At 38.7% G+C, this 14,597-nt stretch carries 14 protein-coding genes; 5 read left to right on the forward strand and 9 right to left on the reverse strand.

Going from position 1 to position 14,597, the window contains the following annotated elements; genetic code table 11:
- Positions 1 to 18 precede the first annotated feature (18 nt).
- Positions 19 to 1,170 (forward strand): lactonase family protein, encoded by a 1,152-nt coding sequence (locus AB8M93_RS14335; protein ID WP_373058866.1) that lies wholly within the window; start codon positions 19 to 21, stop codon positions 1,168 to 1,170.
- A gap of 71 nt (positions 1,171 to 1,241) precedes the next feature.
- Entirely contained in the window at positions 1,242 to 1,568 is a 327-nt protein-coding gene (locus tag AB8M93_RS14340) for a hypothetical protein (protein WP_373058868.1), read from the forward strand.
- A 26-nt stretch (positions 1,569 to 1,594) separates the two neighbouring features.
- Here the strand turns inward: AB8M93_RS14340 and AB8M93_RS14345 are convergent, their stop codons facing one another.
- The 8 genes from AB8M93_RS14345 to AB8M93_RS14380 form a co-directional block, all read right to left on the reverse strand.
- Positions 1,595 to 2,506, reverse strand: coding sequence for a succinylglutamate desuccinylase/aspartoacylase domain-containing protein (locus AB8M93_RS14345; RefSeq protein ID WP_373058870.1), 912 nt, complete (start codon positions 2,504 to 2,506; stop codon positions 1,595 to 1,597).
- 24 nt (positions 2,507 to 2,530) lie between these two features.
- Positions 2,531 to 3,577: a glutathione synthetase gene (locus tag AB8M93_RS14350; RefSeq protein WP_373058872.1), complete on the reverse strand. Its 1,047-nt coding sequence runs from the start codon at positions 3,575 to 3,577 to the stop codon at positions 2,531 to 2,533.
- On the reverse strand, positions 3,574 to 5,424 hold the full coding sequence (locus AB8M93_RS14355; protein WP_373058880.1) for a peptidase MATCAP family protein: 1,851 nt from the start codon (positions 5,422 to 5,424) through the stop codon (positions 3,574 to 3,576). Before AB8M93_RS14355 ends, AB8M93_RS14350 begins: the two co-directional genes overlap by 4 nt.
- An 837-nt stretch (positions 5,425 to 6,261) precedes the next feature.
- Entirely contained in the window at positions 6,262 to 6,684 is a 423-nt protein-coding gene (locus tag AB8M93_RS14360) for a DUF6146 family protein (RefSeq protein WP_373058882.1), read from the reverse strand.
- Between the two features lie 34 nt (positions 6,685 to 6,718).
- The gene (locus tag AB8M93_RS14365; RefSeq protein ID WP_373058884.1) at positions 6,719 to 7,342 is read right to left on the reverse strand and encodes a DUF937 domain-containing protein; all 624 of its coding nucleotides are present in this window, start codon (positions 7,340 to 7,342) and stop codon (positions 6,719 to 6,721) included.
- 80 nt (positions 7,343 to 7,422) lie between these two features.
- The gene (locus tag AB8M93_RS14370) at positions 7,423 to 8,385 is read right to left on the reverse strand and encodes an NAD(P)-dependent oxidoreductase (protein ID WP_373058886.1); all 963 of its coding nucleotides are present in this window, start codon (positions 8,383 to 8,385) and stop codon (positions 7,423 to 7,425) included.
- Between the two features lie 37 nt (positions 8,386 to 8,422).
- Positions 8,423 to 9,487: a 3-phosphoserine/phosphohydroxythreonine transaminase gene (serC, locus tag AB8M93_RS14375; protein ID WP_373058888.1), complete on the reverse strand. Its 1,065-nt coding sequence runs from the start codon at positions 9,485 to 9,487 to the stop codon at positions 8,423 to 8,425.
- 78 nt (positions 9,488 to 9,565) lie between these two features.
- Positions 9,566 to 10,624, reverse strand: coding sequence for an acyl-CoA reductase (locus AB8M93_RS14380; RefSeq protein ID WP_373058890.1), 1,059 nt, complete (start codon positions 10,622 to 10,624; stop codon positions 9,566 to 9,568).
- A 136-nt stretch (positions 10,625 to 10,760) separates the two neighbouring features.
- On the opposite strand from AB8M93_RS14380, the gene AB8M93_RS14385 reads away from it, so the two are divergent.
- Entirely contained in the window at positions 10,761 to 11,111 is a 351-nt protein-coding gene (locus AB8M93_RS14385; protein WP_373058892.1) for a 4Fe-4S dicluster domain-containing protein, read from the forward strand.
- A 120-nt stretch (positions 11,112 to 11,231) separates the two neighbouring features.
- Here the strand turns inward: AB8M93_RS14385 and AB8M93_RS14390 are convergent, their stop codons facing one another.
- The gene (locus tag AB8M93_RS14390) at positions 11,232 to 12,113 is read right to left on the reverse strand and encodes an AraC family transcriptional regulator (protein ID WP_373058894.1); all 882 of its coding nucleotides are present in this window, start codon (positions 12,111 to 12,113) and stop codon (positions 11,232 to 11,234) included.
- A 229-nt stretch (positions 12,114 to 12,342) separates the two neighbouring features.
- Here AB8M93_RS14390 and AB8M93_RS14395 point away from each other — a divergent pair, with 229 nt between their 5' ends.
- Together AB8M93_RS14395 and AB8M93_RS14400 are read left to right on the forward strand one after the other, a co-directional pair.
- Positions 12,343 to 12,924, forward strand: a complete 582-nt coding sequence (locus tag AB8M93_RS14395; RefSeq protein ID WP_373058896.1) for a T9SS type A sorting domain-containing protein — start codon at positions 12,343 to 12,345, stop codon at positions 12,922 to 12,924.
- Positions 12,925 to 13,301: 377 nt separating this feature from the next.
- Positions 13,302 to 14,480 (forward strand): aldose epimerase family protein, encoded by a 1,179-nt coding sequence (locus AB8M93_RS14400; RefSeq protein WP_373058898.1) that lies wholly within the window; start codon positions 13,302 to 13,304, stop codon positions 14,478 to 14,480.
- Positions 14,481 to 14,597: the final 117 nt, after the last annotated feature.

The following is a 14,597-nucleotide window of genomic DNA, read 5'->3' on the forward strand; positions in this document are numbered from 1 at the left end:
CTTTAAAAAATTTAACGTATGAAAAAAATCCTGACAGGGTCATTGTTAATCAGCCTGGTTTTAATTTCCTGTAAAAATAAAGCTGAAGAAGAAACAACAACAGAAATGCTGGACGATATGAAAACTGTGTTTATTGGTACCTACACCCGTATGGAAGGCCATGTAGAAGGTAAAGCAGAAGGGATTTATAGCCTTTACCAGGAACCCAAAAGCGGCAGCCTTAGGTACGGGGAGTTAGTAGCCAGAATTACCAATCCCTCTTTTGTGAAGGTTTCACAAGACGGTAAAAACCTCTATGCAGTAAGCGAGACAGGAAGCCGGGAAGGAGAAGTGGGCCAAATATTTGCTTATAGTATTAATGAGCATTACCAATTAAAAGAATTAAATAAGCTTTCCACAAAAAGTGGCGCTCCCTGCCAGATTGCTATAGACCAGAGTGGGAACTATGTTTTTGTAGCCAATTACATGGGAGGAGTGGTAATGATGTACAGCCGGGAAAAAGATGGCAGCCTTAAGGAGCATAAGCAGATTCAGTTAGAGAACCCCGAGGAGTCCCACGCACATTCTGTAACTGTAGATGAAGAAAATGAGCATATTTATATCGCAGATCTTGGAAACGATAAGATCTGGATTTTTGACTTTGATGCCAATACAGGGGAAATTAATCCTAATGAACAGGCTTTTGTTGAACTTGAAAAAGGAGCGGGGCCAAGGCATTTTACTTTTTCTGAAGATCAGGATTATGCGTATTCCATTAATGAACTCAACAGTACAATTACCGCTTTTAGGAGGAATGATACGGGAGGTCTAGAGGTTATTCAGAATATCTCCACTTTACCTGAAGAATTTAAAGGAGATAATTCTGCAGCAGATATTCACCTGCACCCTAACGGCAATTTTCTCTATGGCTCCAACAGGGGAGATAATAGCATTTGCGCTTTTAAAGTTGGCGAAGAGGGTAAACTTTCTAAGATAGGGGTGTATCCAACCCACGGAAAAACCCCTAGAAATTTTGCCATAGCGCCTGAAGGTAATTTTCTATATGCTGCAAACCAGGATAGTGGAGGAATTTCTATATTCAAAATTGATAAGGACACTGGTGAACTACGGCAGGAACTTACTAATTTTGAGGCAAAAACCCCGGTATGTATAGAATTTGTAGAAGATTAAGTTTTCTTCTGCCCAAGGGTACGAATATATTTTTTCTGTAAATTCAACAGGTTATTTTAAACCTTAAGAATATGAGAAGAGGTGTACTTGCTGCGATATTTCTTTGTAGTCTTTTGCTCCCGGGTTGTTCCACAAGCAGAGGTTTTGAAACTAAAGAAATTAGACAGGTGGCTTCAATCCCTGAGCGGTTTTTACCAGTAGCAGGAATTCAACTGGAAGATGGGGCATGTAAAAGCCCTTTGGTTGATCCTGAGGACGGGACAGAAATTACTATTGTGGAATCTATGAGCGGAAAAGGATACTATAAAGCGCCCAATGGGAAATACGGCTTAAAAGGGAATGAACTTTTGCGCATAAACTGCCAAACGGGAGAAGTTTTAGGAGTGGTAAGAAAATAACCACCACTCCTGTCACCCTTGCGGTTTTAAACTTCCTGTACTACAAAAAATCCGTCATTTCCCTGTGACTGGTACAGCGGCATAAATATAAAAGCGTCCCATTCACTTTTTACTTCATTGCCATTTTGTTTAGCTAGTAATTCCCCTTTTTTAATTCTTTGGAAATTTTCATAACCCGGCTGCATTTCAAAAATATCATCATCATCTAAGCCGTGCCGGTAAAGAATTTCAAAAGTTTTTTGTTCCGGGGCGTTCTTTTCAGCAAATTTATTCACACAGTCCGGATAGGTGGAAATTTTTTCAAGGTCCAGGTTACAGGCTTCTTTTAAAGCCAGCCAGATCACTCCTTCATGATTTTCTACAGATCTAACGTCTGTATGCTGCCCTGCTTCAAATACAAAGCCCGTCATCCCAATGCGGCTTAGGTAATGGTCTATATCACCTGTGATAATATCGCTAAATCCCCTAATGATGTAAGTTGGAAACCTATGCGCCCATTCATCATTATCGTTTACCTCCTGTACGGAAACATACGGTAGGCTGGGAGAGGAGGTGGTGTGGCAATCTAGGAAATACCTTTTGGTAAAATCCTTTTCAGGATATTTTTCCAGCAGGTTTATTATTTCAAACATTTCCTTTTTTTCCTGGGTATCTTTTTTACCACTCTTTACGTTCTCCTCTGTCCATGTTCTGTTAAGGTCTTCTTCAATATATCTTTTATTTTGATTTAGGGCCATATGGTTACCGGACACCCCGATAATAGTACCTTCAATTTCCGGCCTTGTTTTTTCCAGTTCCTTAAAAACCTTTTCCAGGGCTTTTACTCCGCTGGGTTCATTACCATGAATCCCGCCGGTTACAAAAAGCAGGGGGCCTTTTTTACCCGAAGTATATTTTCCAATTATTCGCGGGATCTCTTCATTTAATTCCTCGTTCATAAAATTCTTGTTTTTATTCTTCAATTAATCCATCGTAGCCAGGGTGCGGTTCGCCAATGTACCTTTGTAAGCTGCCTTATAGGCCACTTTTCTTTCAATGGCTTCAATTACCACATCGGTAAATTTTGGCAGGCCTATATCCTTAAAGCGCTCCATGCCACCGGGGCTTAGTACATTTATTTCAATAAGCTTGTCTTTAACAATGTCCAGCCCAACAAAAAACAATCCGTCTCTTATTAATTTTGGAGCGGTAAGTTCAATAATCCGCTTCATATCGTCAGTTAAATCACTGCTGTCTGCCGAGGCGCCCTGTGAAAAATTACTGCGGAATTCGCCTTCTCCGGCAACTCTTCTTATAATTGCTTTTTTCCCATCCTGTTCCATCACCCGGCCGTTCATAAGCAAAACCCTCACATCTCCGTCTTTTACCGCCGGAAGAAATTCCTGGGCAATAACATAGCCCTGAGAGCTGATGGTCTCAATGATCTGATTTACGTTTTTTTCGTTTTCATCTATAAGAAAAACATCTTTCCCACCAGAACCTTCCAGAGGTTTCAGCACCATTTTCTTGTTTTGTTTTTCCCAAAACTCAAGAAGATCTTCCTTGCTTCTGGTAATTATAGAATCTGGCTTTATAGATTGCGGCAATTCTTCAAAATACAATTTATCTATAAACGCGTGGGAAAGGGCATAGGCATCATTAAGAACCAAAACTCCTTCCTGTTGGATCATGCGCCCAAAAGCCACTCCTGCCTGTTCTGCCCACTGCCTTGAATCTTCTTCAGTAGGGTTATTCCGGATAAACAACACGTCAATATCTTTAGAGGATATTTTCTTTTTCTTTGCTTTTGGGCCCTGCAGGGCTTCCAGGAATTTTGCCGGAGATTTTGTTTTGGTATCCTTGGGTACCTGCGTGCTGTTAATACTAATTGGAGCATCATGGTGAAAATTAAAATCCCCCACTCCCATCGCGGACACTTGATGACCCCGTGCATGCGCTTCAGCCATTAATGCTGTTGAGGTGCCGTTTTTTTCTGTAGCGACATCGTTTAATACAAAACATATTTTCATTTGCTTATCATTTTTGAAAGGGGAAGCCCCTCTCTGATTAAATTTAATTTTTTATTTATTTCCTTGGTGAGCAGATAACTTGGTTTTAAAGCCGCAGGTTTTAAAACCTGTCTTTCAGTTAATTCTTTGATTACCCCGGTATGCTTAAGGCTAAACTTACCGGCCAGTAAGGGTTCATATTCTCCGCCTTGCTGCAGGTATTCCCTTAATTCCACAAGGCCTTTTAAATAAATGATATCTTTTAAAAATCCGCCTCCCTGCATAATTCGTGAGGTGATATTAAAAGATCTTTCAGGAGAAAACCCGTAGTTTTTTATCAGTAATCGAAACACTTCTTTAAAATCTCCACCATTCATCACAGCATTACCTGCAATAACCCTTCCGGCAAGGGTACGTAGCCGGTTAGGTGTTAAGCCATCTACAAGATACTCTGCCATTACGGCCAGGCCTTCCTGCAAAGGATCATAATCTGCCAGGCCAATGCTTAACTGTTGCAAAGGTTGCCGGCTACCGTTATAATAGGTAAGCACATGGGTACCCACCTCATGCTGTATAAGAGCTCCGGCTTCTTTCTTATTCATCTTATAATCGTGCGGAATATAAAGTTCCCCATGCGAAACCATCATTACATTCACATCTTTACGAATATGAACCTTACATTTAAAATTTTCATCCTGTTCCCTGAAAAAGTCAAATTCTCGCCTGGCCATACTGCTAAACTCCCTGGAATCAATTAAATCCATAGCTTTTGTGGGTTCCTCCTCTGGCACTTCCTGCAGGATAGCTTCGGCTTCTTCACATAATTCATGTTCCACCCCTTTATGGAGCCTCATGCTGTTATAAAAGAAGTTTCTGGTTCCTCTTTCCCCAAGCATGGTAATTTGCTGGTCCAGTTCTTCTCTTTTTTCCCTGAAGATATAAGACATGGCAGGATCGTCAATATCTTCAATCCTAAGATTGTAAAGTTTTCTTTTCAGTACATCGGGGTCTACCGGGAGTAGCCGGTAATGATAATCCAGTACTTTCTCAAAATTGCTTTCAAAAAAAGTTTCTTTTATTTCCTGGATATTTGCAGGGGAAACCAGCCAGAGAAACTGGTAAGATTTCTCTATAGCAGATAACTTGCGGTCTATCTCAAACACCTTATCTTTTATCACCTGCCTGCCCAAAGCATTATAACTTGGCACCCCGCTGGAGGTTTGCACTCTTAAAAAATCAAAAAGTGCAATATGTAATGCTTTTATCACATAATCTTTAAAATTTCTGAAGAACACAGGGTAAAGACGGCCATCTTGATTACGGTAAACAGGAGGGATTTCCATTCCCAGCAGTACCGCCCCGCTGCTTTTGGCATCTTCTACGGTGAGCAGGGCTTTATCTCCTTCTTTTTGCCGCTGTTTGGTATCTTTTATTTCCGCTTCAAGATAAAGACCGGAGTAGATCTTATTGATCCCGTTTAATTTTTCCTGAAGAACTTCCAGACTGGTAGGAAGTTTTTTAGCGGGGCCCTTCAATATAAATTTATGACTCTCCTCATTGCCGGCGTAAATTTCAAGCAACATATAAGATTTGAACTTAGCTGAAAAATGCTCGGAAAGCGCGTAGATGAACTTTTGATAAGCTTCAAAATCCTTATTACCAATAATGAGGTAAGAAGCCTCGCTTATAACCATCCTTTTTGTCCCCTGGTCTTTAGGTTTATTGCGGTAAATGATGAGATATGGCAAATCCTTTTCAATGTGAAGCAGGCCTTTTCCGGGAAGTTTACAATTTGTCTCGGACTCTTCTTCCAGATTTGTTAATATTTTTTTAATGGATTTTTCAGATAATTCCGTTATCTCCAGCATTATTTGAAAGTTTCTAAGTGTTTTTTGATTGTTTGCTCCTATATTATATACAAAAAGCAGAAAATCCATGCAGATTTAAAGCTTCTTATCACTTAAAATTAGGAATTATATAGCGGCTAAAAATAGGAAACTGGTACTTTGGCTATAATTTAAGATAAGCCGTGGTTAAAAGCCAAATCCTTAAGTTTTAATTACCTTAAGAATTGTTAAAGATAGGAATGGAGTTAGCTGGTAATATGAAAAATTTTTGAGGGCTATTCGCATTCTCCTGCCATAGCTTTCCAGTCTTGAACTGGAATGGGTTTTATTATTTTTCTGTACCTGTTCATTTCTATAGGTTGGTGATAAATATAATCCTGTTCTTCATTCCCGCATTGTTCACAAACAGTAATAAGAACTAATGAAAATACTAAGAGGAAGAGACTTTTCATATATACAGCAGGTTGGATAAGTTATCAAAATTAAAAGATAAATTTGAGGATGTCTTGTATAAACACGACATTTTATGTACTGACATACAATAAGTTATGGTCTAACACGGTCTATGTTTTTATGCTTCTGTTAAATTTTCCCTGTGCCACAATCCGGAAAAAATTTATTAGAGAAAGTCCCGGTTTTATTTGAGGGAGCACCTTTATGCCGATGTATCGAAATAAAGCTTCGGAGTAATTCAGATGAAAAATTACCCGGTAATCATCAAACGGATATTGAAAGAAGAAAATCTCATAAACCTGATTTCCTTATCTGAAGTTACCTTTTAACTGAAATAAGATTCATGTATAATTTTTGATGAATTTGATAAATTATGTTAGGAAAAAAATAAGGCTTTTAGAAGAGTCACAGGCGCGTGGGAACGCCAAATCGCTGATTGTACTGCCGGCTGAAGTACACAAAGTAATTATACAGGAGATAATTTACTTCATAGCCATAATCTATCTGTGGCTCGTAATTAATTTCATTAACGTACAAATTGGGATTATATATCTGGGGCTGGCGAACCCGGCTGTTATACTCTGTCACCAGGAACTGGTTTTTGTTTTCCAGATACTGCTGGGAATAGTAACCTTCGGGTTTGGCAATAGAATTTATAAACAGATTAAAGCCCGGTTCAATAATAATAATTTCATATTCCAGGCTATCATTAGCTATACGTACCGTATCATTTTTGGCATTCGCGATTCTGTCTGAACGTAAATTTCTGCTACCGCCACAACTATAGATAAATGCTGCTAAGAGGAAAATGTATATTAGATTCTTCATTAAGATCTTGGTGCTTCTTTAAAAAATGTTCATTTTACTTACCTCCTGTAAATCCTTTAAGGATACTGCCGCCTTTAGACTTATTCTTTCCGCCCCCTAATATCATTCCCGTAACATCATCTACCACGCTGCCATCCTGGTTCTTGTCCAGAAGGCTGTTAATAAAGGAAGTATCATGGGCGGCACTGGAGCCTAACACAGAGCCAATGAGGGAAGAAAGTCCGGAGGTTTTTACATTATCTTTCCTTTTCTGGCTACCCAGCAGGCTCATAATAACCGGTGCTGCCATGCTAAGAACTGTTCCCACAACATTTTTATCTATACCCAGGCTTGCAGAAAGGGCCGCTGCTATTTCGTCCTTCTTATCTCCCAGGATATGATCAAGAATTTTATCTCCCTTCCGGCTTACTTCATCTGTATCATGTTCTGAAAGATTATTGAGAAGCTGGCCATTGTGCTCATCAGACTCCAGGGCAGCGTTTAATTTTTTGGAACCTTGCTCGTCCTCTGAATTTTGCTTCAACGCCCCAAGGATCATAGGCATGGCCATTCCCAGTGCGGTCACTGCCTTTTCTTTTTTAAGGCCGGTTTTTTGGGTGATTTTCTCAAGAAGCTGGTCTCCGGTTTTGGTATTTAAAATATCGAGTATAGAAGCCATGACTTTTAATTTTCAGGATAAAACTTCAATTTAAAGCTTTTTATACAGATACCGCGTTAAAGAAATCCTACAGGAGTAAATTAAATCTTTTTGTCCCTGAGGGCCGCAACAACTTTTTCTGCCAGTTCTGTAGAAATTCGTTCCCTGGCCTCCACAGTGGCTGCAGCAATTCGGGGACTTAAGGAAATTTTTTCATGCATAAGAACTTTAATATGAGGAGCAGGCTCATTTTCGAAGGCATCAAGGCCTGCAAAGGAGATCTTCCCATTTTCCAGTCCTTCCAGCAGGGCTTTTTCATCTACAGCCCCACCGCGCGAAGTGTTAATGATTCCCACACCATCCTTCATAGCATTTATTTCAATCTCACCAATTATGGTTTCTTTTTGTGCAGGAACATGTAAGCTAATAAAGTCTGACAATTTTATGAGCTGGTGCAAAGGTTCTGTTGTTACAGGAATGCTAATGCTTTGGTGGTTAAAGAAATCCAACACTATTTTTTCCTCCCTTACATTTTTATCACTTGCAATAACCTTCATTCCCAAACCAAGAGCAGTTTTTGCAACTTCGCGGCCTGTTTTTCCAAATCCAATAATACCAAGCGTTTTTCCTCTTAATTCCCTACCGCCAGCATAGGTTTTTCTTAAATCTTTAAATCGCAGTTCACCCTCCAAGGGCATATTGCGGTTAGAATCGTGTAAAAATCGGACCCCGCTGAATAAATGGGCAAATACAAGCTCTGCCACAGCGGCTGCAGGTGCTTCAGGAGTATTAATTACTTTAATCCCATTCTTTTCGGCATATTTTACCGGGATATTCCCAAGGCTCGAACCACCTCGCCCAATAAGTTTTAAGGATGGACAGGAATCAATAAGTTCCTTTCCAATTACAGTAGTGCCGGCAAGGAGAACAGCAACAATTTCATTGTTATTTATAAAATCCTGAAGCTGTTCCTGGGCAATCTTAGTAACCACTACTTCAAACCCTGCATTTTCAAGAATTTCAATTCCATTTGGAGAGATACCGTCGCTGGCTAATATCTTCATATTTTTTTGTTTTACTAGCAGTTAATTTTTCTGCTTCTTATCCGTTTTTTTCCAGTTCCTGCATGGTGTCTACCAGTACCTTAACACTTTCTAAAGGAAGCGCGTTATACATAGAGGCCCTGTAACCTCCAACGCTACGATGCCCACTAAGCCCATTGATGCCGGCATTTTTCCAGAGCTCATCAAATTTTTCCTTTAGTGCCTGGTCTGTAAGATTGAAAGTGGCGTTCATATGAGACCTATCTTCTATCTCGGCAAAACCTTTAAACAATGGATTCCTGTCAATTTCATTATAGATAAGCTCTGCTTTTTCCTTATTTTTTGTTTCCAGGGCTTTGATACCGCCCTCAGCTTTTAGCCAACGCAGGGTGAGCAGGGAAACATAGACAGCATAAACAGGTGGGGTATTAAACATGCTGTCCTTTTCTATGTGCACCTTATAGCTCATCATGGAAGGAATCTGGCGGCTCACTTTCTCCAAAATATCTTCTTTAATAACTACCAAAGTAGCTCCCGCAGGACCCATGTTTTTTTGAGCTCCTGCATAAATCAAGTCGAATTTGGAAAAATCCAGATCCCGCGAGAAAATGTCACTGCTCATATCACAAACCAGGGGAATTCCTGTATGCGGAAAAGACTTCATTTGAGTTCCAAAAATGGTATTGTTGCTGGTGCAATGAAAATAATCGGCATCTTCAGGAATAGAATAATTTTTTGGAATATAACTGAAGTTTGTGTCTTTGGAAGAGGCAACTTCTATAACTTCTCCAAATAGTCTGGCTTCTTTTATGGCCTTAGAAGACCAGGTGCCGGTATTAAGATAAGCGGCTTTTCTGTTTAAGAAATTGTATGCTGTCATTAAAAACTGCATACTGGCCCCTCCATGCAGAAAGAGGGATTTATAGCCTTTATTTTCAAGGTTTAAAAGTTCCAGGGCCAGTTCCCTTGCCTCTTCCATTACATTTACAAACGCGCTGCTACGATGGGAAATTTCTAATATTGAAAGGCTAGAATTGTCAAAATCCAGCACTGCCTGCGAAGCCTGCTGGAAAACTTCCTGGGGAAGGATGCATGGTCCCGCGCTAAAATTGTGTTTTTTCATAAAAGGAAATGCTTATTGATGCCTCACAAAGATGCTAAATTTTAAAAGGAATAACTATTTATAAAATCCAAATTTAGGCTAGAGGTTTAGGAGAAAATCCATGGTGTCCACGTTATCTGCATAATCCCATAACTGCGGGTCTTGCGTTTTTCCAAATTTCACCTCATTTTCAGTGAAACCGCTTGCTACCACACACTGTAATTTATCCTTTTCCTGCTGAAGTTTTTGCTGCAGTTCTTCTTCAGAAGTATATTTTTCATAAAAAAGAGTGGCAATTGGGGAACCGAAGCTTTCATCTTCCTTTAAGATAAGAAAGCCGTTATCAAGCAATTTAAATTCGCTCATCAAATAAACCGCCTTATTGTAATCATAATTATTAGCGTACTTTGCATGATTTATAAGGTCTTTCCACCTGTACATGGCCTGGAAAAAAAGGTCGAAATCATAATTTTCAGGGACATAAATTTTAGATACGTTCCTGCAACCCAAACCGTAATACCTAAAGATATCTTCGCTTAGTTCCTGAAGCTGTTCCATGCGTTCCCCTCCGCTAAGGATGGCTACGGAATTTCTGTTTTTCCTTATAATTCCCGGTTTATCCTTAAAGTAGTATTCAAAGTACCGGGAGGTATTATTGCTCCCCGTGGCAATTACCGCATCAAAATTTTGAAGTTTATCATCTGTAAACTGAATTAATTCTCCAAATTCCGGATTTAGAAAAACAAGGTATTCGGCTAACAGAGGCAACAATTGTTTATCGTTTCCAGATTGCTTTGCTAGAATCTTATTCCCAGACATCAGCACGCTTAAAAAATCGTGAAATCCCACCAGGGGTACGTTCCCGGCCATTATTACCGCCACAGTTTTAGGATTCCTGGTATTAATGGTATAACGGGAAAGCCATTTCTCAAGATTTCTGGGAGCAAGGGCCTGGCTCCATTGCTGAAGTGCAAAAACCACATTTTCCCGGGTAAACCAGCCATTATGATGAATGGCGGAATTAATCTTTTGATTCATTCTTTTGAAAAATTCTTCTTTTTCAGAACTTAATTCTGGTATTTCTTCAGTGAAAACCTGGAATTTCCCCATGAATTTTCCAAGTTCTGCAAAATATGATTTTCTTTCGTGGAATGTCATGGCCTTATTTGGTTATGAATTTGATTGACGTTAAATTTGTGCAGCGAAATTAAAATTTCCAAATGGGAAAAACTATTGAATTTCCTAAAAGCTGTGGAGTTTTAGTTTATATTATAAATTACAAATAAAGAGAGCTATGGCAATTGTAATAACTGATGAATGCATAAACTGTGGTGCCTGTGAACCGGAATGCCCAAACACCGCTATTTATGAGGGAGCAGATGACTGGAGATATGCAGACGGAACAGATTTGGAAGGGGATGTGGTGCTGCCAAACGGGAAAGCTGCGAATGCTGAAGAAGCACAGGAACCGGTAAGTGACGAGATCTATTATATTGTACCAGATAAATGTACTGAATGTAAAGGGTTTCACGAAGAGCCGCAATGTGCTGCGGTTTGCCCTGTAGACTGTTGTGTTCCAGATGAAGACCATGTGGAAACCGAAGAAGAACTGCTGGCAAAACAGCGCTTCATGCATGAGAGCTAAAATTTCCACATTTTAAAATTTAAAAGCCCGCTTCCAGAATGGAGCGGGCTTTTTTTATACTGGTATTATATTGAAACTTAAATAGTACTAGTCTTAGCAAAACATCAGATTGAATTTACCTTATGAGGTAACTGCATATTTTAATTCTGTACGATAAGCAGAAGGGGATTTGCCGGTGAATTTTTTGAATTGCTTGTTAAAATGGCTGAAGTTATTAAAACCACACTCAAAGCACACATCTGTGATACTCATTTGTTTTTCATGTAAGAGTTTTGCAGCATGCACCAGCCTGTATTCATTTACAAACTGGGTAAAGGTTTTCCCGGTGATCCTTTTAAAGTATCTGCAAAAAGCAGGGACCGTCATACTAACAATATCTGCTATTTCCTCAAGGCTTATGGAACGCCGGTATTCCTGTTTAACAAAGTTAAAAACCACATTAATCCGGTCATTATCCTGAAGTTCAGTTTCCAGTAGAAATCCGTGAGCGTTTAAGATGGTATAATTTTCGGCTTCTTCAAGTAATTTTAAAACATCTAAAAGGCCAAGCAGCCGGTAATAGGAGTTCATTTCTTTTAAAGCTTCTATTTTTTTTCCAATTCCTCTTTTTGTTTCTCCATGAAACACGATGCCTTTTCTAGCACGGTTTATAAGTGCTTTAATGCCTTTCATTTCCGGAGTGTCAAAAAAACCTTCTCCCATAAAATCCTCTTTTAGCTGGATTACTGTCTCTGCTTCATGGGCAGTAAGGCTGTCTGTAAACCCGCAATGGGGCAGGTGAGGACCAATAAGAATAAGGTCTCCGTTACGATAGTAGGAAAGGTGGCTGCCAATCTGCCGCTTTCCAGTTCCTCCATTTACATATACCAGTTCAATTTCTGGATGATAATGCCAGAAGGTATTACTGTTATTCTGATGGTCTTTATTATAAGTTTTATAAGTAATAGAGCTCCCAAAAGCAGGTTCTACTTTTTCGAAGGCTGGTTTAGATAATTTTTCCATAACAACAATTTTTATTGAATATAATGTAATTCCATTTTCCCGCCAAGTTATGCACAAAATTAACTAAAATATATAGTATTTAAACCTAACAATTATTTTTGGGATTATCTAATGATAATTTAAAACATATTTGTGCATATTATGCATTTATTGGATAGGGGATATCGGCGTATATTTGTTTTAGTAATTATTAGTGAATTAACATTATTAACAATTAAAACTAAAAATTATGAAGTACGTAGTTAAATTATTATTCGTTACGCTATTACTAGGTATTAGTTTTAACGTTAAAGCAGCAGATGACCTGGCTGTAAAGGTAAAAGAGAAAACACTTCTTGTGGAAGTAGGAAACTCTTATGAAGAAGGAACATTATCTTTGCAGGATGAACAGGGGAAAGTGCTTTTTAAGGATGGCCTTATGGAAGACGGATCTTACACGAAGTCACTCAACCTTGCTGATGCTCCACAGGGTGTATATTATCTTCAATTTGAAAACAAGTATCACATTTATACAAAAGTGATCACCAAAAATGAAGAAGGTATACATGTGGAGGAGAAAACCTCTGAAATTACTTTTAAACCTACATTTAAAATAGAGGATAAAAAAGTAAGGTTTTCTTTAGCAAATCCTTCTGAAGGAGTGGCAAGAGTAAAAATTTACAATGCTCTTGGAGAATTAGTAGCCACTACAGAAGGTAAAGGAACTGTGGTTACAAAGACTATCGATTTTAAAAAGGTTCCTAATGGTGAATATACCATTGAAATTGATACCAAAAACAACCATTTTATTAAAACTGTGAATTTTGGCTAATTCTTAATTTGAAAATGGAGTTCAAGCAACGCCCGGCATACGCCGGGCGTTTTTTTCTTCAGGAGAACAAAGCCTGCCGGCATTTTTCGGTTTATTATAATGGCTAAAAATTTTCTACTGTAGGGTTACGAGTTTCTGCCCAAAGATTTTACAATACAAATTTTTAATTTTCAGGGGAATTACCTTCTAATTTAGCCAAACATTGCGTATAATCCTGAACAGTATCTTCTTTTAAGCTTTTAATTTTGATTAGATAATATCAAAATTTTACCGATATTGCTGGAAAGTATTTTAGAAATTTAAATAAAAATTCAACTGGAATACCTTAAGATTCTTTCGCTGCTTTTGTTATAGCATAACGAATTAAATAAATAGACATGAAATTCCAAATTAACCGCTCCTGGTTTGCCGTTGCCGGTCTTGCATTAGTTTTGCTGCAGTGCAGGAATCATAAAGAAGTTGAAAATAAACCTGCGGAAGCATCTGCTCAAAAGAAAGAAGTTGTGATTGAAAAATCAAATTATGGCACTACGCCAGAAGGGAAGACTATAGAGATTTACACACTTAACAATACAAAAGGTATGGAAGTGCAGGTGATTACCTATGGCGGGCGTATTACCAAACTTACAGCACCAGATTTACAGGATAATTATGAAGATGTGGTATTAGGTTTTGATTCTCTGGCTTCTTATACCGGAGAAAATCCCTTTTTTGGAGCAATTATTGGCCGCTACGGAAACAGGATTGCAAATGGAAAATTTTCCCTTGATGGTGAAAATTACAGCATTCCTCTGAATAATGGGGAAAATGCTCTCCATGGTGGTGATAAGGGATTTGACAAAGTAGTCTGGAATGCAACTCCTGTGGAAGGAAAAAATGCTTTAAAGCTTACCTATACAAGTAAAAATATGGAAATGGGTTTTCCTGGCAATCTTAAAACTACTGTTACTTATACTCTTAATGATGATAATTCGCTGGATGTTAAGTATGAAGCCACTACCGATAAAAAAACCATTATCAACCTTACACAACATTCGTACTTTAACCTGTCTGGCGATTTTAGCAAATCTGTTTTAGACCATCTAGTTGAAATAAACGCAGATAAATTTATTCCGGTTACAGAGAGCCTCATTCCTACAGGAGAAATCAAGAGCGTTGAAGGTACACCCTTTGATTTTCGTAAGGCTCATGCCATTGGAGAAAATATTGAAGCTGCAAATAATGAACAAATTAAAAGAGGTAATGGTTATGATCATTGCTGGGTTTTAAACGAACAGGGAAGCGGGATTGGATTTGCTGCTTCAGCATATGATAAAGAGAGTGGCAGATACCTGGAAGTATTTACAGATGAACCGGGAATGCAATTTTATACAGGGAACTTTCTTGATGGCAGCTTACCTGCCAAAGGTGGAGGGACTTATGAAAAAAGAACCGGCTTTTGCTTTGAAACTCAACATTATCCCGATACTCCTAATCAGGAAGGCTTTCCTTCAGTGGTGTTGGAACCTGGAGAGGAATATACTTCAAATACGAGCTTTAAATTTTCGGTTAAATAGCATAACTTTGGTTAGAAATGCAATTCCTGGTTTTATAAACGGGACTATCTCAAAAACTGTGTAAGTAGAAAATATCGGGGTTTGCAAACCCCGATATTTTTTTAATCTTGCCTGTAA

The organism is Autumnicola aciditolerans (assembly GCF_041679265.1).
Classification (GTDB): Bacteria; Bacteroidota; Bacteroidia; order Flavobacteriales; family Flavobacteriaceae; genus Autumnicola.

What these genes read in the sequence shown, in the direction of transcription:
- AB8M93_RS14390 (WP_373058894.1), bottom strand. Translation starts at nt 12,113, where the DNA reads ATGGAAAAATTATCTAAACCAGCCTTCGAAAAAGTAGAACCTGCTTTT.
- AB8M93_RS14365 (WP_373058884.1), bottom strand. Translation starts at nt 7,342, where the DNA reads ATGGCTTCTATACTCGATATTTTAAATACCAAAACCGGAGACCAGCTT.
- AB8M93_RS14370 (WP_373058886.1), bottom strand. Translation starts at nt 8,385, where the DNA reads ATGAAGATATTAGCCAGCGACGGTATCTCTCCAAATGGAATTGAAATT.
- AB8M93_RS14345 (WP_373058870.1), bottom strand. Translation starts at nt 2,506, where the DNA reads ATGAACGAGGAATTAAATGAAGAGATCCCGCGAATAATTGGAAAATAT.
- AB8M93_RS14385 (WP_373058892.1), top strand. Translation starts at nt 10,761, where the DNA reads ATGGCAATTGTAATAACTGATGAATGCATAAACTGTGGTGCCTGTGAA.
- AB8M93_RS14360 (WP_373058882.1), bottom strand. Translation starts at nt 6,684, where the DNA reads ATGAAGAATCTAATATACATTTTCCTCTTAGCAGCATTTATCTATAGT.
- AB8M93_RS14355 (WP_373058880.1), bottom strand. Translation starts at nt 5,424, where the DNA reads ATGCTGGAGATAACGGAATTATCTGAAAAATCCATTAAAAAAATATTA.
- serC (WP_373058888.1), bottom strand. Translation starts at nt 9,487, where the DNA reads ATGAAAAAACACAATTTTAGCGCGGGACCATGCATCCTTCCCCAGGAA.
- AB8M93_RS14395 (WP_373058896.1), top strand. Translation starts at nt 12,343, where the DNA reads ATGAAGTACGTAGTTAAATTATTATTCGTTACGCTATTACTAGGTATT.
- AB8M93_RS14335 (WP_373058866.1), top strand. Translation starts at nt 19, where the DNA reads ATGAAAAAAATCCTGACAGGGTCATTGTTAATCAGCCTGGTTTTAATT.
- AB8M93_RS14350 (WP_373058872.1), bottom strand. Translation starts at nt 3,577, where the DNA reads ATGAAAATATGTTTTGTATTAAACGATGTCGCTACAGAAAAAAACGGC.
- AB8M93_RS14380 (WP_373058890.1), bottom strand. Translation starts at nt 10,624, where the DNA reads ATGACATTCCACGAAAGAAAATCATATTTTGCAGAACTTGGAAAATTC.
- AB8M93_RS14400 (WP_373058898.1), top strand. Translation starts at nt 13,302, where the DNA reads ATGAAATTCCAAATTAACCGCTCCTGGTTTGCCGTTGCCGGTCTTGCA.
- AB8M93_RS14340 (WP_373058868.1), top strand. Translation starts at nt 1,242, where the DNA reads ATGAGAAGAGGTGTACTTGCTGCGATATTTCTTTGTAGTCTTTTGCTC.